The sequence below is a fragment of the Arthrobacter rhamnosi genome, assembly GCF_054510975.1.
Genome location: NZ_JBTNDN010000001.1, coordinates 855,490 through 874,743, shown reverse-complemented (window position 1 = coordinate 874,743; position 19,254 = coordinate 855,490). Strand labels below are relative to the sequence as shown.

Below are 19,254 nucleotides of genomic sequence, written 5' to 3'. Positions count from 1 at the left end.
GGCGGCATCGGCTGCCGATGCCGGACCGTTCCCGCATCCGGAAGGCGTGATAGCAATAGAAGTGATGAAACCGCCTATCCCGCCGCCCGCACCGTGAGCGGCCGGATCCTCGCCAGGGTTCCTGGCAGCTACATCCTGCTCGCCTGCATCGGACTGGTGGCCCTCAACCTGAGGGGCCCCTTCGTGGCGGTCGCCCCGGTGGCGGACCTGATGCAGGCGGACCTGCACTTCTCGCCCGTCCTGCTGGGACTGCTCACCAGCATCCCGGTCCTGTGCTTCTCCGTCGCGGCACCCCTCGCGTCCCTGGCTGCCCGGAGGCTGGGCGCCGAATTCGCGGTGACGCTGACCATCCTCGGCGTGCTGGCCGGCGTCCTGGTGCGTTCCGCCGGCGGCCCCCTGCTGGTGGTGGCAGGCACCGTGCTGATCGGCCTCGCGATCACGGTGGGCAACATCGCAGTGCCGCTGATCATCCGCCGCGATTTCTCCCCAGCCCGGCAGGGGACGGCGATGGGAATCTACACCGCGGCACTGAACATCGGGTCGTTCCTCACCTCGGTGATTACGGCGCCGCTGGCCGACGCGGCCGGGTGGAGGATCGCTCTGGCCGCGGTCGCCGTCCTGGCCGTGGGGGCGATCGCCTTCTGGACGCTGGCAGTGGGCCCGAGGAATGCGTTCCTGGTGTCCCCCGAGGACGGCGGTGGGACGAAGCTGCCGCCCGTGGAGGGCTCGGGGTGGACGACCGCGGGCCTCGCGGTGGCCTTCGCCATGCAGGCCTTCTCCTACTACGGGGTGACCGCGTGGCTGCCCAGCTACCTGCATGACGAACTGCGGATGTCCGTCGGTGAAGCCGGCGCAGCATCCTCCATCTTCCAGATCCTCGCCATCGCGGGCGGCCTAGGGGTGCCCTTCGCTGCCAGGTTCCTGAGTACGACGGCGGTGGCCGTCATCATCGGTGTGCTGTGGACGGCCGTGCCGGCCGGCCTGCTCCTGGCGCCCCAGCTCTGGTGGCTCTGGTCCTTCGGTGGGGGCATCGCCCAGGGCGGCGGCATCACGGTGATCTTCATCGCCATCATCCGGCTCGCCCAGGACCAGGTCTCCGCCGGCCGGATGTCCGCCGTCGTCCAGGGATCGGGGTACTGCGTCGCCGCCCTGGCCCCGCCCCTGGTAGGTCTCGTCCATGACGCCTCGGGGTCCTGGACGCCGGCATTGCTGGTTCTCCTGGTCTCCGTGGTGACCTTCTTCGCCAGCAGCACGCTCTCGGTACGGCGGTTGCCGAAGGACCGCTGAGACAGCGCAGCGGGAGGAACCACGGCGTTCCTTGAACAATTCTTCGGGTTTCGCGCGGGACTGGGTTCGGGCTGCCGGGGCAGACTCGTCCCAGAAGCGCGGCGGCCCGGGGACGGCTGCTCCGCACCAGAAAGGCCGCTGCGCGTCGGGACGACCTGCAGCGGGCTCCGGTCTCAGGGGGACGCAGTAGCGATGACGAGGACACCAACCGAACCAGGACGGGACCATCCGGCCGCGGCGGACGAGCCACAGGCCTACGCGTCGGGGGGCCGGCTCGACCGCGCCGTCGGCCTGGTCATCGCAGCTATCGTGACGGCAGCCGCGGCGCTGCTGTGGTTCGCCGTGGCGGCCAAGCACCCCGAGACGACGATCGCGTCGTCGCAGGACGCCGTGATCGGCATCTGGCGCATCCTCTACAACTCCGATGCGCCCGGGACGAACACCATCCTGACCGCCATCGCGCTCGCCCTGCTGGCGGGTGCCGGGCTCGCACTGGTGGAGCGGCGCATCGCCACCACGTCGAGGCGGTCGATGAATCCGGGACACCAACCGCTTGCTCCGAAGGTCATCATGGCGGCCAACCGCGGCCGGTTCGCGGGCGAGGTCACGGTGACGGTCCTCATCCCCGCGCACAACGAGGAGGCCTCGCTCCCGCAGACGATCGCTTCCCTCAAGAGCCAGTCGCACCGGCCCGAGCGCATCATCGTCGTCGCCGACAACTGCACGGACGCCACGGTCCGCCTGGCCCGGGAGGCAGGCGTCGAGGTCATCGAGTCGGTGGCCAATACGAAGAAGAAAGCCGGCGCCCTCAACCAGGCGCTGAAGGCGATCCTGCCGCAGCAGGGTGACAACGACGTCGTCATGGTCATGGACGCCGATACCCAACTCGACGACGGCTTCCTGGCCGGCGCTGTGGCACGCTTCGTCGGTGACCGTGCGCTCATGGCCGTGGGCGGGCTCTTCTACGGTGAGCGGGGCCACGGCCTGATCGGCCAGTTCCAGCGCAACGAGTACATCCGCTATGCGCGCCAGATGCGCCGCCGTCGTGGACGTGTCTTCGTCCTCACCGGCACCGCATCGCTCTTCCGTCCGGTGGCGCTGCGGACGATCGCCGAGAGCCGCGGTACGTCGATCCCGGGAGCGGCCGGTGACGTCTACGACACCGTGGCCCTGACCGAGGACAACGAACTGACGATCGCCCTCAAGTCCCTGGGAGGCCTGATGGTCTCCCCGCAGGAGTGCACCGTCGTGACCGAGCTGATGCCCTCCTGGCGCACGCTGTGGAACCAGCGCCTGCGCTGGCAGCGGGGTGCCCTCGAGAACATCGGCGCCTACGGGGTCACCGCTCCCACGATGCGGTACTGGGCGCAGCAGCTCGGCATCGGGTACGGCGTGATCGCACTGAGTGCATATCTCGCCCTCATCCTCATCACCGTGATGGCCCTAGAGACCTGGATCTGGTTCCCGTTCTGGCTCGGGCTCGGCCTCCTCTTCACCGTCGAGCGGGTCCTCACGGTGTGGAAGGGCGGCTGGAAGGCGCGGCTGCTCGCCGTCACGCTGTTCCCGGAACTGATCTTCGACATGTTCCTCAACCTCGTCTACATAAAAGGCGTCATCGACATCTCCTTCGGCCGCCAGGCCAGCTGGAAGCATCTTCCCCATGCCGCTCCGGCGGCCGAACCCTTCCTCCAGGAGGCCTGACCCGTGTTCCCTACAGCAGCCGGACCCATCATCCCTGCCGGCATCCTCCTGCCGGAATCGGTACTGAGCAGCAGCGAGTTCGCCGTCCTCGCGGCGTTCGTGGCCATCAATACGGTCGTCTACGCCTCACTGGCGCTGGCCAACATCCTGCCCAGGATCTATCCCTCGGACTGGGTGACCAGCCGCAACCGCCGGACCGAGACCCGCAGTATCTATCCGGACTCGCAGGTCTGAGCTCAGAACCGGGATCGCCCGGTCCCGCACCCGTCCCTCAGCGCAGCGGGTCCTTCTCCCCGGCCTCGATGGGCGCGTCGACGACGTTGGCACTGACCGGCATGGGGCAGGTGCCGTACGGGGTGAAGGCGCTGGGATAGTTGATCGCCCGGTTGAAGTCGAGGAGCACCGTCCCATCCGGGCGCGGACGGCGGGCGGCCACCTTCCGCCAGGGAGCGGTGGCCGTCCCGTTGGTCCGGTCGTGGAATGGAATCGCGAGCGAACCGGCGTCCTCCTGGGAGGCGTGGAGCCGGAACTCCCTGTTCTCTCCCGGAAGGGAGAAGACGACGTCGCCCACTGTCGAAGAGGTCCCGGGGACGTCGGGATGTGCCGTCCGGATGCTCTCCTCGCGCGGTGCGTCATACGGTTCGAAGCGTCCCGTGACCACGAGGTCGGGGTTGTAGTCGAAGACGGGCACCCCGGTGAACGCGGTCAGCGCCGGCGACTCGGCGTCCCTCGTCCGGATCGCGTAGCGGCCTGCGCGGCGTGCCAGCTCCACCACGACCCGGCGGCCGTCCGCACCCCCGTGGGCGACCCACATCAGTGACTCCTCATCGGCCAGGACCGCTGTGAGCGTGCCCTCCACGAGCCGGCCGCTCGCCGGTTCGGTGAGGGCGTCCGCGGAGTGCGCGGTCAGGCTGGCGGTGTCGCCCGCAGCCGACCAGAGACCGGGAACGAGCTCGAGGGCTGCAGGTTCGTCGCCGAGCCACTGGAAGGACGTGAGCGTCAGCCAGCCATGCGGTTCCGCAAGGGCCTTGTTGCGCGCCTGCCGGAAATGCAGCCACCGTTCCTCGGCGGTCCGGGTGGTGGCGGTGGTCGTGGTCATCGTGTCCTCCTTGGCTCGGCTGCCTGCACCGCGTAGAACCCGGAGGGAGCCGTCGGCATTCCCCGCCCCGGCCGCTCCAAAAATCCTGCCGGAACGTCGCGCGCGGACGTCCCCGGTCTGCCCTAGCAAGCCGGGAGGAAACCGTCCACCCTGGAGGGGTCTCCGCCTTCTGATGCTTCCGCGGCGCTTCCTCTGGGACGATGCGAACGGGCGATGGGGCTCCGGAGGGGGATCCCGGTGTGCGGGTCCACTCCGGGTGCCGGACGTGGGGTATCGCCTGGGTGGCTGGAACAGGAGGAGGCAGGATGAGCGATGGACCAGGAGTTGCGGCGGTAGTGGACGACGACGACACGAGCGATGACACGAGCGACGACACGAGCGACGCCGTCGGGGAGGCTGCCGGCGGGACCGGGGCTGCGGAACCGACCGATGAGCCGACCGATGAGCTGACCGACGAGCCGACGGACTCCCCGGCGGATACGCCCTCCGTCGAGGGCGAGGAGCAGCCCCCGGTCCCCGTTCCGACCCCCGACGGCGACGGCGAGGAGCACGTGCTCCTGCCCCATCCCGACCAGCCCACCTGGCGCGAGGACTACCCCTACGACACCCGGATGACGGAGCGCGAGTACCAGAAGGCCAAGAGGGCGCTGCAGATCGAGCTGCTCAAGATGCAGGGCTGGGTCAAGGCCAACCGCACCAAGGTCGCCGTCCTGTTCGAGGGACGCGATGCGGCGGGCAAGGGCGGCACGATCAAGCGGTTCACCGAGAACCTCAATCCTCGCGGTGCCCGGGTGGTCGCCCTGGACAAGCCGAGCGAGAAGGAACAGACCCAGTGGTACTTCCAGCGCTACATGTCCGTGCTGCCCTCGGGCGGTGAGATCGTCCTGTTCGACAGGTCCTGGTACAACCGGGCCGGGGTGGAACGCGTCATGGGCTTCTGCACGCCCACCGAGTACCTGGAGTTCATGCGGCAGGCCCCGGAGCTGGAGCGCATGCTGGTGCGCAGCGACACCCACCTCATCAAGTTCTGGTTCTCGGTGTCCCGCGAGGAACAGCGGCGCCGTTTCGCCCAGCGCCACACCGACCCCGTCCGCCGCTGGAAGCTGAGCCCCATGGACCTCCAGTCACTCGACAAGTGGGACGAGTACACGGAAGCCAAGGAGGCCATGTTCTTCTACACCAATACGGCCGATGCTCCGTGGACGGTGATCAAGAGCAACGACAAGAAGCGGGCCAGGATCGAGGCCCTGCGCTATGTCCTGTCCGTACTCGACTATGACGAGAAGGACCCCGACGTGGTCGGCACACCGGACCCGCTGATCGTGGGGACGGGGCCGCACTCGCGCGTCTTCGAAGCGGACGAGCAGTCCACGCGCCTGTTCCCCACGCTGTAGTCCCCACGCTGTAGCCGGCCGGGCCCTCCGCGTCAGCTGCTGTAGGTGGAGGCCGAGAATCCCGCGAACATGAGAACGATTAGGAGGATCCCGAACAGGATGGCGATGCCGTAGAGCGCGACGTTGATCCAGCCGAGCACTTTTCCGGCCGTTGCCGGGACGCCCAGGCGCTCGGCCTTCTTCGCCTGCCAGATCGCCAGCGGTCCCAGGATGATCCCGGCCACGAAGAGTCCGACGATCCCGAGGATGAGGGAGGTCTGGGCGGCCTTCTCTCCCTCGATGGACCGGTAGGAGGGGAAGTACCCCGGCTGATAGGCGCCCGGCTGCCCGGCCTGGTACGGGGGGTAGCCGCCCTGGCTTTCGTACGCACCGCCGTCGTACGGCTTCGCATGGCTGCCGGAGAACGGGCGCTCGCTGGGGTAGGGCTCGTGGGACATGGGGTTCCTTCTGCTGGCAGAGACGGATGGTGCCCCCTGGAACCGCGGTTCCAGAGGGCACCATTGTCTCGCGCAGCGGCCGCCGGCGCACGTTCGCCGGGAAGAGGCGCGGCGAAGGGGTCAGACGTGCTCGTGCTGCCGCACGCGGAGGCGCGAGTGGCGGTTGCCGTAGGCGAAGTAGACGGCGAAGCCGATGACCAGCCAGACGGCGAAGAACAGCCACGTGATGGTGGCCAGATTGAACATGAGGTAGAGGCACAGGGCGGCGGAAGCGATCGGGATGACCTTGCCGAACGGGACGCGGAACGCCGGCTCGAGGTCCGGGCGCTTCCGGCGCAGCACGAGGATCCCGAGGCTGACCGTGATGAAGGCCGAGAGCGTGCCGATGTTGATCATCTCCGCGAGCACCTCCACCTGCGTGAAGCCTGCGAGCAGGGCGACGACGACGCCGCACAGGATCTGCGTGCGGGCGGGCGTGGCGTGCTTGTCCGAGGTGCGGCTCAGACCGCGGGGGAGGAGGCCGTCCCGGCTGAGCGCGAAGATCACACGGGCGAGTCCCATGAGCAGCACCATGATCACCGTGGTCAGCCCGATGAGGCTGCCCAGCGAGATGATGCCGGCAGCCCAGTCGGCGCCGACGAGCTGGAAGGCGGTGGCCAGTGACGGTGCTCCGGACGCCCCGAGCTCCTTGTAGGACACCATGCCGGTCACCACGAGGGTCACGAGGATGTACAGGATGCTGACCACGATCAGCCCGGCGAAGATCCCGCGGGGAAGCGTGCGGCTCGGGTTCTTCACTTCCTCGGCCGACGTGGCGACGACGTCGAACCCGATGAACGCGAAGAAGACGAGGGCGGCTCCCGAGATGATGCCGGTGAAGCCGAAGGCCGCCGGGGAGGCGCCGCTCAGGAAGGAGAGGAAAGGCTGGTCGGCCCAGCTGGCCCCGCTCTCGGCGGCAGGCTCTGCGGCGGGCACGAAGGGGGCGTAGTTCTCGGGGCTCACGTAGAAGAAGCCGACGACGATCACGAACAGCACGATGCCGATCTTGATGACGGTGAAGACGCTGTTGACCCGGGCGGAGAGCTTGGTGCCGTAGATGAGGACGGCCGTGAAGATGGCGACGATCAGCAGCGGACCCCAGGTGAGGTCGAGGCCCAGGACGCTGATCTCGGCGGGGATGTCGAGGTCCAGGACGCTGAAGAGGTCGCTGAGGTAGACGCCCCAGAACTTCGCGATGACGGCCGCCGCCATCAGCAGTTCGAGGATCAGGTTCCAGCCGATGATCCAGGCGAGGAGCTCACCCATCGTGGCGTAGGTGAAGACGTACGCGCTGCCGGCGACCGGGAGCGCCGTCGCGAATTCCGCGTAGCACATGATGGCGAGGGCGCAGGTGATCGCGGCGAGTACGAAGGAGATGGTCACGGCGGGTCCGGCGTTGAAGGCGGCCGCCTGGGCACCCACCGAGAAGATCCCGGCGCCGACGGCGACGGCGACGCCCATGATCATGAGGTCCCAGGTATTCAGGGAACGCTTGAGGCCGTGTCCCTTTTCGTCGGAGTCCTTGATCGACTGCTCGATGGACTTGGTCCGGAAGAGGTCCATTGGGGGTGCTGGTCCTTCACTTGTGGGGGGCGTGGTGAGGGCCTCCCGCTGGTGCGCGGGAGGCCCTCATAGAGGATAGGAGGTGGCGGGTCCCGCCGCACATTCGTGACCGTGCGGCGGGAGCCGTCCGTTCGGACGGGGAGGGCTAGGCCTCGCGCCTGAGGAGGGCGTGGCGGGGGCTGTCCGGGTTCATCAGCGAGTGCTTCCGGCTGTAGAAGAAGTAGACGGCCAGCCCGATCAGGAGCCACACGAAGAAGCGCAGCCAGGTCTCCCAGTGCAGCTGGAGGATCAGGAACAGCGACGCGACGACGCCGAAAGCGGGGACGACCGGCATCAGGGGCAGCCGGAAGGTGCGGGGCACCTCGGGCCGCGTGCGGCGCAGCACGATGACCGCGATGCAGACGACGATGAACGCCGCGAGGATGCCGATGTTGGTGAGGTCCGCGACGGCGCGGATGGGGAAGACGCCGGCAAGCAGGGCCGAGGCCACGCCTGCGATCCAGGTGACGCGCTGGGGTGTTCCGTGCCGGTCCGTCGTCGAGAACCAGGCCGGAAGGAGCCCGTCGCGGCTCATCGAGAACCAGACGCGCGTCACGCCGAGGAGGAAGGTCAGCATGACGGTGAGGATGGAGATCACGGCGAAGGCCGAGATGATCGTGGCGATGACCGGAAGGCCCACGGACTGGAAGGCGGACGCGAAGCCTGCCGTGGGGCTGATGTCCTTGTAGTTCTGCATGCCGGTGAGGACGAGGGTCGCGAGGACGTACAGCACCATGGCGATCAGCAGGGACAGGAGGATGGCCTTCGGCATGTGCTTCTTGCCATCGGTGGCCTCCTCGGCGGCGGTGCTCATGGCGTCGTAGCCGAAGACCGCGAAGAAGACGGTGGCCGCACCCGTGAACACGGCGCCGAAGCCCGAGGGCAGGAACGGCGAGTAGTTCTCGGCGTTGACGTAGAAGAAGCCGAGGCCGACGATGCCGAGGATGAGCAGGATCTTGAGCCCGACCGCGATGAGCTCGAACTTGCCGAAGGTCTTGGTGCCACGGCTCAGGATGAACGTGATGAGCAGGCACACGACGATCGCGGGGATGTTGACCACGCCGCCCTCGATGGTGTCCGGCGTTCCCTGCATCCACGTCGGCACCGTGACGCCGATGCCCGACATGAACTCCGTGAAGTATCCCGAGATGCCGATGGCGACGACGGCCACGATCGCGGTGTACTCGAGCAGCAGGTCCCACCCGATGAACCACCCGATGATCTCACCCAGGGCCACGTAGCCGTAGGTGTACGCGGAGCCCGCGCGGGGGATCATGCCCGCGAACTCCGCGTAGGACAGGGCGGCCGCGGCGCTGGCGAGTCCCGCGACCAGGAACGAGATGAGGACGGCCGGGCCGACGGGCGCACCGTCCTCCCCGCCGTTCGCGACGAGTCCCGCGAGCGTGAAGATGCCGACGCCGATGATGCCGCCGACACCGATCGCCGTCAGTTGCCACAGGCCGAGGCTCTTGAAGAGGCCGGTGCGGCCCGACTCGTCCTCGACATTGTCAATGGGTTTGCGCCGCAGGAGCGATTGCGAGCCCTGCACGCCTGAGCTGTCCGACATCGGGATCCATTCATAGGAGGGAGAGTGCGTTCCGCACCTGCCAAGTATGGAGGGGGCTGACCATCAGCGGAAGTCGGCATTATCGAAGGGAAACCGTCGGTTCCGCTTAACCATCCCCCGGCGTCGGGCGGCGGAGCCCGGTCAGGACGAGGCCGAGGTACCGTTCGAACTCCCCGTCCGCTGCACCGACCCCGGGCGCGGGACGGTCGGGTGCGAGGGAGCCGAGCATCCGGATGAGGACGAGCAGGTCCCTCCCGGTGAGGTCCGGCCTCGCCGCCCCCTCGGTCCTGAGTCGGAGGGCCAGCTCCTCGGCGGCCGGGGCGATGCGTTGGCGGAGCACCGCGAGCCCGGCCGATACGAATCCGGAGTCGTGCAGCAGCTCTCGCAGGCCGCGGTCCTCCAGCTGCATCCGGGCGATGGCGCCGACGAAGGACCGCACCGCACCCCACGGATCGGGAGTCGCGAGCGCCTCCGTCGCCACCGCGTCGACGTCGTCCACGCGCTGTTCGAGGATCGCTTCGATGAGTGCCCGGCGGTCCGGGAAGCGGCGGTAGACGGTGCCCACCCCCACCCCTGCCTCCCGTGCGATGTCCTCGAAGCCGCACTCCGCTCCATGCACGGCGAACATGCGCCGCGCCGCGGTGAGGACCGCCGCACGATTGCGTCGGGCGTCCCGCCGTAGCGGGCGCACGGCGGCCCCTGCCGGGGGCGATTCAGGCGGAAGCGTCACGGAGGGCCGACTTGCGCAGGCGGAACGTCAGGAAGAGCCGGTGGGCGGTGATGACGACGGCGAGCCATGCGACGCCGAGCGTCCAGGCCACCAGCACGTCCGTGAGCCAGTGGTGGCCGAGGTAGACGCGGCTGAGCCCCATGGTCACCGCGAACAGGACGGCGAGCACGATGGTGAGGGCCCGGGTGCGCTTGCGGTGCTGCCGCAGTACGAGGAGGTAGGCCACGATACCCGCGATGACGACGGCGTTCAGCGAGTGTCCGCTGGGGAACGACGGCGAGGATTCATAGGGTGGGACGGCGAGTTCGATCGGGGGCCGCAGGCGCCCGATCGCGTCCTTGCCCGCAATGGTCATCAGCAGGGAGCCGAAGGCCGCTGCCGGCAGGAGGATCACGGGAGTCCAGGACCTGCGGCTGACCGCGAGCAGCACCATGATCGACACCGCCAGGATGGGCATCCCGATCGGCCCGCCGATGTTCGTATACCCCGTGATGAAGGCGTTGAGCCAGTCCTGGCGCAGGGACACGGCGAGGTCGAGGGCCGGGTGGTCGAGGGCGGCGACCCCGTCGGCATCCACGACGGACTCGTACACCTCCGCAGACGCTGCCGTCAGCGCCGCCGCGACCCCTCCGCCGATGGTGATGATGAGCAGGAGGGCCGTATGGGGTCCGACCCACCGCGCGAGGGGGCGGACGCACCGGACGAGCAGGCGGCCGATCGGCGACGACCACCGCGTGAGGTCTCGTGGTCCTACGTACTGGTCCTGGTGGGCTGGCATCCCCTGACTCTATGCCGTGGGTCCCGGTGGGCAGGTCGGGGCCGGCCCTCCCGGGCGCGGCTTGACGGGTCGGATTCGGTGGATCTGCCCATGCCGGCAGGCGGCCCGGTTAGGCTGGCCGCATGAGTGAGCCAGGCCTGATCCGCGATGTCATCCGGAGCGTCCCCGTCTTCCCCGAGGAGATGCCGCCCTTCGACCCCGGGGCCGCGCCGGCCTCGCCGGTCGACCTCTTCGTCGAGTGGCTGAAACGCGCGGTGCAGGACGGCATCGCCGCGCCCCACGCGGTCAACCTCGCGACAACAGGCGAGGACGGCGGGCCGGACGCGCGCGTTGTGATCCTCAAGGACGTGACCTCGGCCGGGTGGCAGGTGGCGTCCAGCATGGACAGCCCGAAGGGCCGGCAACTGAGGAAGCACCCGGCGGCGGCGCTGACCTTCTTCTGGCCGGCGGCCGGCCGTCAGGTGAGGATCCGGGGGTCCGTCTCGACCGGCACCACGGAGGAGAACGACGCCGATTTCCAGCGCCGCCATCCCGTGGCCCGTGCGCTGGTCCTCGCCGGCAGCCAGAGCGCGGTGCTGCGCAGCCGGGAGGACCTCGAGGCGGCCGTCGAGGAGCAGGTGCATCGGATCGAGGCCGCGGACGGTCTCGCCTCGACCACCTGGACGGTCTTCACCGTGGCGCCGGACGCCGTCGAATTCTGGCAGGCGGACCAGGAACGCAGGCACATCCGCCTGCTCTACACGCGGTTCGGGGAGGGCTGGCGGCGGGAGCTGCTCTGGCCCTGAGCCCCCTGCCGTGCGCCCGGGGTCCCGGCGACCTACGCTGCGACCGATCCCGCGGCCGGTTCTCCGACCCGCACGCGGAGCTTGTGCACGAAGTCGAGCTTGGCGATGACGGCCGGCGGCAGCACGAACGGGTAGAGGTCGTTGGCGCCCATGCTGCGGTTCACCTGGTTGAGCGCGACGGAGAGCGGGATCCAGGTCTCCCGGACCACGTCACCGAAGTCCTCGGAGCTGTTCGGGCCGGGACCGGAGGCGAGCCCGTACTGCAGGGCGGTGTCCACCGTGTCGCAGATGTGCAGGTAGTGCGCGAACGTCTCGGCGAAGTCCTCGTACGGGTGCATCGTCGCGTACTGGGAGATGTGCTCCTTCTTCCAGCCCTCGGGAGCTCCCTCGTCGTAGTGCCGCTTGATGGCGTCCTTGTAGCTGGCGCGGTCGTCGCCGAAGATGCTGCGGGCACTTTCGGTCAGTGCGGGATCGGAGAAGATGAGCGCGCCCTCGAAGTAGTGACCGGTCTCGTGCCGGAAGTGTCCCAGCATGGTGCGGTAGGGCTCCTCGAGCTTGGCCCGCATCTTCTCGCGGTGGGAGTCGACGGTCTCGGCCAGGTCGATGGTGATGAGGCCGTTCTGGTGCCCGATCACCACTTTCTCCTCCACGCTCGAGAGCAGGTCGAAGGCGAGTCCCCGCTCCGGGTTCTGGATCCTGTCCTCGATGGGCAGACCGAGCACGTCGAGTTCGTAGATCAGGTGGCGCTTCGAGCGTTCCGCGTCGAGGAACTGGGCGAGCCCGGTGGTGTCGTGGTCCTCGGGCCGGGACCGGGTGAGGTTGCAGCTGAAGCATTCGTCGCCCTCCTCCCGTACGAGCCAGGTGCACCCCGACAGCTTGAGGTTGGTGCAGCGCCGTAGGAGCTGGCCTTCGAGGTCGCGGTACGCGCCGTCGCGGTCCAGGGGCGTGATGGCGCGCTCCCCACGGTGGAAGCCGAGCTGCGTGCCACAGGCGAGGCACTGGGAGTTCTCGAAGAACAGGGGCGCGTCGCAGACGGCGCAGGTGAAGCGTTGCATGGGATTCCTGGGTTCGGGGGCGGTGGGTCAGGCGAAGAAGACGATGCGGATCAGTGCTGCGGTGCCGATGACGAGGATCGTGGCACGCAACGCGACGGGGGAGAGCCTGCGGCCCACGCGGGCGCCGAGAAGGCCTCCCAGGGTGGCGCCGACGGCGATGAGGAGCACGAGGGACCAGTTGATGGACTCCCAGGCGAACACCATGAAGGTGATGGCAGCGACCCCGTTGACGGCCGTGGTCAGCACGTTCTTGATGGCGTTGATGCGCTGGAGGCTCTCGATCGTGACCATGCTCATGAGGCCGACGATCAGGATGCCCTGGGCGGCGCCGAAGTAACCCCCGTACACGCCCAGCACGCCGATGCCGGCGAGCAGGAGCAGGGACCGACGGCGGGACGGCCCTGCATCGGGTGCGCTCTCCCCGGCCTTCGCCGCCGCGGCCCGCTGGACGCGCGGAGCAAGAGCCACCATGGCGAGGCCCACGAGGATGAGGATGGGCACGATCGCCTGGAAGGCCTCCGCCGGCAGGACGAGCAGCAGCAGCGCTCCCGCGACCCCGCCGAGGACGGAGAGGGGCAGGAGCCGCAGCAGGAGGCCCCGGTTCGCGGCGATCTCCCGGCGGTAGCCCCACGAGCCGGACAGTCCGCCGCCCACGAGGCCGATATTGTTCGAGATGTTGGCGACGATCGGCGGGTAGCCGAAGAGCAGGAGGGCCGGGAACGTCACCAGGGTGCCGGAACCGACGACGACGTTGATCATGCCCGCCCAGAAACCGGCAGCGAGGATCACGGCGATCTCGAGCAAGCGTGGGTGTCCTCTCGGTTGTGGGCGCGGGCGTCCGGCCGTCCCGCAGCAGCGCCGTCAGGAATGCTGGGCCGCCGGGCGGGAAGGGCGCCCTGCCAAGGATATGCCGTGCGGTCCTCCCGCCCGGACGGCCCGGGCGCTCAGGCGTCCTCGCGGTTGGGGCTCTCGAGGATGAAGAAGTTCGACTGGTTCCCGTCCTTGCGCTGCTCCTGGTAGATGAAGTTCAGCCGGCGTTCGCCGAAGGTCCGGAACCATTCCTCCCAGCTCACGTGGCGCAGCTTGTCCGTGTCCTCGTTGAAGTCGAAGCGCAGCACCCCGAGATCGTCCCCGTGTTCCGTTCCTTCCACGGTGGCCGGCCGGGCGTTCCGCGCCTCGGCCCACTGCTTGATGACCTCGTGGTGCGTCGTGGGGGCCAGGTGGTGTGTCAAGGGATTCCGGCGGGAGCTGCGCCGGCATCAGTGGCCGAAGGCGTCCGAATCCACGATCTCGGCACTTCCCGTGTCGAGCAGGTAGATGCTGGCCAGTTCGGCGCCCGAGAGTTCGAAGTCGAAGATGCCGAGGTTCTGCGCGAGCCGCTGGGGGTTCGACGACTTCGGGATCGCGACCATGCCCTGCTGCACGTGCCAGCGCAGCACCACCTGTGCGGGCGTCCTGCCGTGGGCCTCCGCGATGGCGACGATGCCGGGATCCTCCAGCAGGCCGCTGCCCGGGCCCAGTGGGCTCCAGGACTCCGTCACGATCCCGTGCTCGTTGTGGAACGCGCGCTCCTCGATCCGGGGGCGTTGCGGGTCGAGCTGGATCTGGTTCACGTCGGGCACGATGCCGGCGTCGAGAACCTGCTGCAGGTGGGCGGGCTTGTAGTTCGACGTTCCGACGGCGCGCACGAGTCCCTCCTCCATCAGTTTCGCAATGCCCTCTACCGCTTCGACATGGCGACCCTGGTCCGGGTTCGGCCAGTGCACGAGCAGCAGGTCGACGTAGTCGAGGCCCAGCAGCTCGGTGCTGGCCTGGAAGGCCCGGCGCACGCCGTCGAGGCTGTGGTGCTCGCTGTTGAACTTGGTGGTGACGAACAGCTCCTCGCGGGGAACTCCGGACCGGCGGATCCCCTCGCCCACACCCTTCTCGTTGCGGTAGTTCTCCGCCGTGTCGATGAGCCGGTACCCGGTCTCGATGGCGAGGCTGACGGTCTCCGCCGCCTCGTCGTCGTTCAGCGGCCAGGTGCCGAGGCCGAGGAGGGGGAGGCGGGCGCCGCTGCGCAGCTGGACGGTGGGGGCGAGTGCCATGGTGGGGCTCCTGCTCGAGGGGACGGTGTCAGCCCCCAGCCTTTCCCGCAGGCCACCACCCCGTCAACAGGGAGCAGGACCTGCCGGGCGACGCCTCCGCCGGGTGCGGCACGTCCGCGGGCGGTACCGCTAACCGACCAGCCACTGCTGCCGGGCGCGCGTGGAGGAGGTGCCGCGCGGTGCCGGTGCGCCGCTGTAGGAGGCGCGCGGCAGGGACCGGCACGAGTCCGTGGCGAGCACGTCGTCGATCAGTTCGTTGACGGCCTGGGCGATGCAATCCCGCTCCTCGCGGGGGAGCGGGGTGAGGCCGTGGAGATAGGCGTCGACCTCCAGCTCATCGAAGCAACCGCCGGAATTGAGGTAGTGCAGGTGCACGTCACGCAGTGTCAGGGATGACGCCGTCATGGCCGTGGAGGCGGTCTGGAACTGCAAGGCGGGCTCCTCTGGTGCACGGTGTCCTCGCACCCGGACGGCGCGGCGATCCCGCCCACCGTAGCCCCTGCCGTCTCAAGGGCTCCCGCAGGAAAGCTCAACTTTGACTCAAGGGGTTTCGCGCGCCGGAGGCGAACCGCCGAAAAAATAGTAAGGCTACTTAATTTCATTTCGAGCAGGAATGGGCTTATAGTTTCGGCAGGGCCTAGCAGCGGGCCATCGAACCACCATCGTGGAGCTGACCATGGAAACTTCCTCTTTTGTCGATTACCGTCCGCAGGCCGCTCAGCTGGCTGAGCCGGAGCAGCTCGGGTGGGGTGCGGTTCCACGGGTATCTCCCAGTACTGCCCCCCGGGTGGAGGAGTCGGAGTTCCCCGACGACCTCACCACCGTGTCCACCCGTCAACTCCGGGTCCTGTGCAACCAGGTGTACCGCCTGCTCGAGCGGGACTTCCCGCCATTGGACGCGCTGCACCGCTACGAAGTGCTGGTCGAGGAGATCGAGCGGCGTGAGGTGCAGGCCGAGGCCCGGACCACTCCCGTCAGGTCACGCAGCGGCTTCCGCGACAACTCCCTGTTCTCGCGGTTCGAGCTCTTCAGTGACGGCACCATGGTGGGCCATGTGAAGTACGAGATGAAGGGATCCCACGCCGTCCTGATCCAGGCCGTCGTCGATCCGCGGTTCGACGCCGTCGACGTCGAACCGGCGCTCATCCGCCAGGTGCTCCTCAATGCGCACAAGCGGCGCATCGCCGTCGTCCCCTACTGCCCGAGGGTCCGCGAGTTCCTCACGGAGTTCCCCCAGTACCGCGCACTCCTGCCTGCGGACCAGCGGGTACGGCTCGAGGCGACCCTGCGGGCGGCCGGGGAGGACTAGCGGGCGCTGTCGTCAGGAACCTGTTGCGCACCACGATGAGGTGGCGCACGTACGGGCGGAGCAGGATGCGCTCCACCGCCGTGCCGATCACCCCGAACGGTGCCGTGAACTCGATCCTGTCGATCATCGTCGTGGTGCCGTCGGCCGTGCTGAACTCGTGGACGTGCCGGAAGGCGCGGAACGGGCCCCGGAGCTGCTCGTCGACGAACCGGTGAGGGGCGTCGAACTCCGTGATGATGCTCGTCATCCGGATGGGGAGACCGAAGTGCCAGGCGCGCCAGGTGACCTGCTCGCCCAGGTCGATCAGTCCGCTCGTGACGCCGCCGACGGCGCGTTCACGCGAGAAGCGCATGGATCCGGTGTGCGCGTCGATGCTGCGGGAGCGCTCGAACAGTTCTGCCTGCCCCATGGGCGTGGTCGTGGTGCAGGTGAAGGCGACGGTCATGCCGCCAGTATCGCAGCCTGCCCCGGTATCGCAGTCGGTCCGGGGCGCGGCGGCGATGGAGGCGGTCAGGGGCGGACGAGCATCTTCCCCGTGTTGGCGCCGTTCATCATGGCGAGGAAGGCGTCGACGGCGTTCCCGATGCCGTCCACCACGGTCTCGTCGAAGACCACGCTGCCCTCGGTCAGCCAGTGCGTCATCTTTTTCGCGAACTCCGGCTGCAGGTCCTGGTGCTGCCCCACGATGAAGCCCTCCAGCTTCAGCGACCGCGTGACGAGATTGGCCAGATTGTCCGGGCCGGGTGTCCGCTCGGTGTCGTTGTACTGCGAGATCGCTCCGCAGAGCGCTGCGCGGCCGCCGGTGTTGAGGCGGTCGAGGGCGGCCTCCAGGTGGTCGCCGCCCACGTTGTCGAAGTAGACGTCGATGCCGTCCGGCGTGAGGGTGCGCAGCTGCTGCCGCACGGGAGCGTCCTTGTAGTTGAACGCCTCGTCGTATCCGTACCTGTCCTTGAGCAGGGACACCTTGGCCGCCGACCCGGCCGAGCCGAGGACGCGCGAGGCCCCGAGCTTGCGGGCGATCTGTCCGGCGATGGAGCCGACCGCGCCGGCGGCGCCGGAGATGAAGACGATGTCACCCTCCCGGAGGGCCGCGACGCGCTTGAGTCCGGCGTACGCCGTGAGACCGGTCATGCCGGCCGCGCCGAGGAAGGCTGACAGGGGCAGTCCCGTCTCCGGCAGGGGTGAGAACTGCTGCGCAGGGCCCTGGGTGACGTCCCGCCAGCCGAAGCCGTGGAGAACCGCGGTCCCGACGGGCAGGGTGTCGCTCCTCGACTCGATGACCCTGCCCACCGCACCGCCGGTCATGGTCTCGTCGAGGCCGAAGGGCTGGACGTAGGACCTGGCGTCGTTCATGCGACCCCGCATGTAGGGATCGACGGAGACGTACTCGTTGCGGACGCGCACTTCGTCCTCGCTGAGCTCCGGGAGGTCCACGGCGACCGTCCGGAAATCCGTTGGAGAGGGGGCGCCGACCGGACGGCGGACGAGCTGGATCTGGGTGCTGCTGCTGGTCATGCTGCTCCTCGTGCTGGGTTGCTTCCTGCAGGCGGCAACCTCGTATCCGGAGGAATTATTCCGGTTAGAGGGCGCGGGACAGCCGGGCCCGCAGTTCGCCTGCCGGTTCGGGCGCCGCAACCGGCTGGGGTGCGCGTCCCCACAGTCACAGAAGCAGTGGTTCCACCCCGCTGTGAACGGTCGGCTGCCCGTCCGCGGCCGCGCCCCGGACGACGGCGGCCTGTTCGGTCCCGAGGAGGACATCCCATGCGTGCCCTCCCGCTTCGAGACGGACTGCCGGTGGAGGGTGGGCCCGACGAGGTCGGAGAGGGCGCGGTATTCGCGGTCCAGCAGTTCCCGATACCGGCCGAACGGAAGGGCGTGAGGGGACGGCTGTTCCGTGCACCGAGTGTAGGTGCGCGCAGCCGTGGCCGCGCTATATTACCGCTGAGTAATATAGGCGACGCAGAGATCTACACGAGGGCCTTCATCGCCACGCGCCTCGCCTCCCGTTCCGGGCGGCGGGACTACCTGCCAATGCCTGCCCGCCCCCGCACGAACCGCTGGACGCCGTACAGCGCGAGCCCCAGCGCGAGGAGGATACCGGCTCGGAGCCAGATCTCGCCGGTCTGCTGCGTGAGGAGCAGGAGACATGATGCGATCGCGAGGTAGGGGAACACCGCCGGGATGCGGAAGTGCTGGTGCTGCACCTCGTCCTTCCGGAGTACGATGACGGCGATGTTGGTGCTCAGGAACACGAACAGGAGCAGCAGGACGACCGTCTGGGAGAGCGATTCGAGCCCGCCCGTCATGGTCAGGGCCATGGCCACGAGCGTCGTCGCCACGATGGCGACCCACGGTGTGCGGCGATGGGGCAGGACGCGGTCGAAGACCGACGGGAAGAGTCCCTGTTCCGCCATCCCATAGGTCAGCCGGCTGGACATGATCATGGTCAACAGGGCGCCATTGGCCACAGCGATGAGGGCCACCAGGCTGAAGAGCCCGTCCGGAATGCCCGCGCCAGTAGCCGCCACGACGTCGAGCAGGGGCGAACTCGACCCGGCGAGCTGATCAGGGGCGAGCGCTGCGGAAGCCGCGAGACCGATCAGGAGGTAGACGACGCCGGCCGTCAGCAGGGCACCGAAGATGGCCCTGGGGTACACGCGGCTGACGTCCCGGACCTCCTCGGCGACGTTCGCGGAGACCTCGAACCCGACGAAGGAGTAATACGCGATCAGGGATGCGCCAAGGACGGCGGATGCGGCGCTCACCCCAGGCGGGAACTCGTTGACGCGGGAGATGTCCCCGTTGCCTCCGGCGACGAAGATGCCGACGACGACGATGACCAGGACGAGCCCGGACACTTCGATGACAGTCATAACCACGTTGCTGCGCACGGACTCCTTGATCCCGCGCATGTTCAGCACGGCCAGCAGGGCGAGGAACACCAGGGCTGCGGGAACCGCGGGTACGTCGATGAACGTGGTGAGGTAGCCGCCGGCGAAGGCCTGTGCGAGCCCTGCGGCGCTCGTCACACCGGCCGCGAGCATGCAGAAGCCCACGAGGAAGGAGATGAACGGCTTTCGGAAGGCACGTTCGGCGAACACCGCGGCGCCGCCTGCCTTGGGGTATTTCGTCACGAGTTCGGCGTAAGATCCCGCGGTCAGGAGGGCCAGGGCCAGAGCCACCATGAGAGGCATCCAGATGGCGCCGCCCACTTCGGCCGAGATCACGCCGACCAGGGCATACACACCGGCTCCCAAAACGTCGCCGAGTATGAAGAGGTACAGGAGCGGCCCCGAGATGCCGCGCTTCAATCGGGTGTCCGGAACCAGTTCTGTCGTAGCCACGAGCTCAAGTCTAGGGGGACTACGCAGCACGCAAGGCGAT

Annotated in this window: 20 protein-coding genes; 6 read left to right on the top strand and 14 right to left on the bottom strand. The window is 68.5% G+C overall.

Annotated elements, in window-relative coordinates; genetic code table 11:
• Positions 1-93: 93 nt before the first annotated feature.
• From ACX80J_RS04120 to ACX80J_RS04110, 3 genes are all read left to right on the top strand, one after another.
• Positions 94-1,287, top strand: coding sequence for an MFS transporter (locus ACX80J_RS04120; RefSeq protein ID WP_459346895.1), 1,194 nt, complete (start codon positions 94-96; stop codon positions 1,285-1,287).
• 192 nt (positions 1,288-1,479) lie between these two features.
• The gene (locus ACX80J_RS04115; RefSeq protein WP_459346894.1) at positions 1,480-2,988 is read left to right on the top strand and encodes a glycosyltransferase family 2 protein; all 1,509 of its coding nucleotides are present in this window, start codon (positions 1,480-1,482) and stop codon (positions 2,986-2,988) included.
• Positions 2,989-2,991: 3 nt separating this feature from the next.
• Positions 2,992-3,222, top strand: coding sequence for a hypothetical protein (locus ACX80J_RS04110; protein ID WP_459345371.1), 231 nt, complete (start codon positions 2,992-2,994; stop codon positions 3,220-3,222).
• Between the two features lie 37 nt (positions 3,223-3,259).
• Here the strand turns inward: ACX80J_RS04110 and ACX80J_RS04105 are convergent, their stop codons facing one another.
• Positions 3,260-4,087, bottom strand: coding sequence for a DUF1684 domain-containing protein (locus ACX80J_RS04105; protein ID WP_459345370.1), 828 nt, complete (start codon positions 4,085-4,087; stop codon positions 3,260-3,262).
• Positions 4,088-4,392: 305 nt separating this feature from the next.
• Here ACX80J_RS04105 and ppk2 point away from each other — a divergent pair, with 305 nt between their 5' ends.
• A complete protein-coding gene (gene ppk2 / locus ACX80J_RS04100; RefSeq protein ID WP_459346893.1) occupies positions 4,393-5,481 on the top strand; it encodes a polyphosphate kinase 2 in 1,089 nt (362 codons plus the stop codon).
• A gap of 32 nt (positions 5,482-5,513) precedes the next feature.
• Here the strand turns inward: ppk2 and ACX80J_RS04095 are convergent, their stop codons facing one another.
• The 5 genes from ACX80J_RS04095 to ACX80J_RS04075 all read right to left on the bottom strand — a co-directional run bounded on the left by ACX80J_RS04095 (position 5,514) and on the right by ACX80J_RS04075 (position 10,634).
• Positions 5,514-5,918: a DUF4190 domain-containing protein gene (locus ACX80J_RS04095; RefSeq protein ID WP_459346892.1), complete on the bottom strand. Its 405-nt coding sequence runs from the start codon at positions 5,916-5,918 to the stop codon at positions 5,514-5,516.
• Between the two features lie 120 nt (positions 5,919-6,038).
• Complete coding sequence (locus ACX80J_RS04090) at positions 6,039-7,520, bottom strand: APC family permease (RefSeq protein ID WP_459346891.1); 1,482 nt, start codon at positions 7,518-7,520, stop codon at positions 6,039-6,041.
• Between the two features lie 145 nt (positions 7,521-7,665).
• Entirely contained in the window at positions 7,666-9,126 is a 1,461-nt protein-coding gene (locus ACX80J_RS04085; protein ID WP_459346890.1) for an amino acid permease, read from the bottom strand.
• 106 nt (positions 9,127-9,232) lie between these two features.
• Positions 9,233-9,817 (bottom strand): TetR/AcrR family transcriptional regulator, encoded by a 585-nt coding sequence (locus tag ACX80J_RS04080; RefSeq protein WP_459345365.1) that lies wholly within the window; start codon positions 9,815-9,817, stop codon positions 9,233-9,235.
• Positions 9,818-9,839: 22 nt separating this feature from the next.
• Positions 9,840-10,634: a phosphatase PAP2 family protein gene (locus tag ACX80J_RS04075; protein ID WP_459345364.1), complete on the bottom strand. Its 795-nt coding sequence runs from the start codon at positions 10,632-10,634 to the stop codon at positions 9,840-9,842.
• A 122-nt stretch (positions 10,635-10,756) separates the two neighbouring features.
• On the opposite strand from ACX80J_RS04075, the gene ACX80J_RS04070 reads away from it, so the two are divergent.
• Positions 10,757-11,419 carry a pyridoxine/pyridoxamine 5'-phosphate oxidase gene (locus ACX80J_RS04070; RefSeq protein ID WP_459346889.1) on the top strand — a complete coding sequence of 221 codons (663 nt, stop codon included), beginning with the start codon at positions 10,757-10,759 and terminating at the stop codon, positions 11,417-11,419.
• A gap of 32 nt (positions 11,420-11,451) precedes the next feature.
• On the opposite strand, the gene ACX80J_RS04065 is transcribed toward ACX80J_RS04070, so the two are convergent.
• The 5 genes from ACX80J_RS04065 to ACX80J_RS04045 form a co-directional block, all read right to left on the bottom strand.
• Positions 11,452-12,474 carry a zinc-binding metallopeptidase family protein gene (locus tag ACX80J_RS04065; protein WP_459345362.1) on the bottom strand — a complete coding sequence of 341 codons (1,023 nt, stop codon included), beginning with the start codon at positions 12,472-12,474 and terminating at the stop codon, positions 11,452-11,454.
• Between the two features lie 27 nt (positions 12,475-12,501).
• Positions 12,502-13,278: a sulfite exporter TauE/SafE family protein gene (locus ACX80J_RS04060; protein WP_459345361.1), complete on the bottom strand. Its 777-nt coding sequence runs from the start codon at positions 13,276-13,278 to the stop codon at positions 12,502-12,504.
• A 140-nt stretch (positions 13,279-13,418) separates the two neighbouring features.
• Complete coding sequence (locus ACX80J_RS04055; protein WP_459346888.1) at positions 13,419-13,706, bottom strand: hypothetical protein; 288 nt, start codon at positions 13,704-13,706, stop codon at positions 13,419-13,421.
• Positions 13,707-13,733: 27 nt separating this feature from the next.
• Positions 13,734-14,561 carry an aldo/keto reductase gene (locus tag ACX80J_RS04050; RefSeq protein WP_459345359.1) on the bottom strand — a complete coding sequence of 276 codons (828 nt, stop codon included), beginning with the start codon at positions 14,559-14,561 and terminating at the stop codon, positions 13,734-13,736.
• Positions 14,562-14,690: 129 nt separating this feature from the next.
• Positions 14,691-14,993 (bottom strand): hypothetical protein, encoded by a 303-nt coding sequence (locus tag ACX80J_RS04045; protein ID WP_459345358.1) that lies wholly within the window; start codon positions 14,991-14,993, stop codon positions 14,691-14,693.
• 244 nt (positions 14,994-15,237) lie between these two features.
• On the opposite strand from ACX80J_RS04045, the gene ACX80J_RS04040 reads away from it, so the two are divergent.
• Positions 15,238-15,870 carry a GNAT family N-acetyltransferase gene (locus tag ACX80J_RS04040; protein ID WP_459345357.1) on the top strand — a complete coding sequence of 211 codons (633 nt, stop codon included), beginning with the start codon at positions 15,238-15,240 and terminating at the stop codon, positions 15,868-15,870.
• On the opposite strand, the gene ACX80J_RS04035 is transcribed toward ACX80J_RS04040, so the two are convergent.
• The 3 genes from ACX80J_RS04035 to ACX80J_RS04025 all read right to left on the bottom strand — a co-directional run bounded on the left by ACX80J_RS04035 (position 15,782) and on the right by ACX80J_RS04025 (position 19,214).
• On the bottom strand, positions 15,782-16,315 hold the full coding sequence (locus ACX80J_RS04035; RefSeq protein WP_459345356.1) for an SRPBCC family protein: 534 nt from the start codon (positions 16,313-16,315) through the stop codon (positions 15,782-15,784). The two genes, ACX80J_RS04040 and ACX80J_RS04035, sit on opposite strands and share 89 nt — an antisense overlap.
• Positions 16,316-16,380: 65 nt before the next feature.
• The gene (locus ACX80J_RS04030) at positions 16,381-17,385 is read right to left on the bottom strand and encodes an NADP-dependent oxidoreductase (protein ID WP_459345355.1); all 1,005 of its coding nucleotides are present in this window, start codon (positions 17,383-17,385) and stop codon (positions 16,381-16,383) included.
• Between the two features lie 506 nt (positions 17,386-17,891).
• The gene (locus tag ACX80J_RS04025) at positions 17,892-19,214 is read right to left on the bottom strand and encodes an APC family permease (RefSeq protein ID WP_459345354.1); all 1,323 of its coding nucleotides are present in this window, start codon (positions 19,212-19,214) and stop codon (positions 17,892-17,894) included.
• Positions 19,215-19,254 lie beyond the last annotated feature (40 nt).

Excerpts from the sequence above, each read along its gene's own strand:
- ACX80J_RS04030 (WP_459345355.1), bottom strand. The coding sequence starts at position 17,385 with ATGACCAGCAGCAGCACCCAGATCCAGCTCGTCCGCCGTCCGGTCGGC.
- ACX80J_RS04105 (WP_459345370.1), bottom strand. The coding sequence starts at position 4,087 with ATGACCACGACCACCGCCACCACCCGGACCGCCGAGGAACGGTGGCTG.
- ACX80J_RS04050 (WP_459345359.1), bottom strand. The coding sequence starts at position 14,561 with ATGGCACTCGCCCCCACCGTCCAGCTGCGCAGCGGCGCCCGCCTCCCC.
- ACX80J_RS04095 (WP_459346892.1), bottom strand. The coding sequence starts at position 5,918 with ATGTCCCACGAGCCCTACCCCAGCGAGCGCCCGTTCTCCGGCAGCCAT.
- ACX80J_RS04115 (WP_459346894.1), top strand. The coding sequence starts at position 1,480 with ATGACGAGGACACCAACCGAACCAGGACGGGACCATCCGGCCGCGGCG.
- ACX80J_RS04065 (WP_459345362.1), bottom strand. The coding sequence starts at position 12,474 with ATGCAACGCTTCACCTGCGCCGTCTGCGACGCGCCCCTGTTCTTCGAG.
- ACX80J_RS04075 (WP_459345364.1), bottom strand. The coding sequence starts at position 10,634 with ATGCCAGCCCACCAGGACCAGTACGTAGGACCACGAGACCTCACGCGG.
- ppk2 (WP_459346893.1), top strand. The coding sequence starts at position 4,393 with ATGAGCGATGGACCAGGAGTTGCGGCGGTAGTGGACGACGACGACACG.
- ACX80J_RS04085 (WP_459346890.1), bottom strand. The coding sequence starts at position 9,126 with ATGTCGGACAGCTCAGGCGTGCAGGGCTCGCAATCGCTCCTGCGGCGC.
- ACX80J_RS04070 (WP_459346889.1), top strand. The coding sequence starts at position 10,757 with ATGAGTGAGCCAGGCCTGATCCGCGATGTCATCCGGAGCGTCCCCGTC.
- ACX80J_RS04090 (WP_459346891.1), bottom strand. The coding sequence starts at position 7,520 with ATGGACCTCTTCCGGACCAAGTCCATCGAGCAGTCGATCAAGGACTCC.
- ACX80J_RS04040 (WP_459345357.1), top strand. The coding sequence starts at position 15,238 with ATGGAAACTTCCTCTTTTGTCGATTACCGTCCGCAGGCCGCTCAGCTG.
- ACX80J_RS04035 (WP_459345356.1), bottom strand. The coding sequence starts at position 16,315 with ATGACCGTCGCCTTCACCTGCACCACGACCACGCCCATGGGGCAGGCA.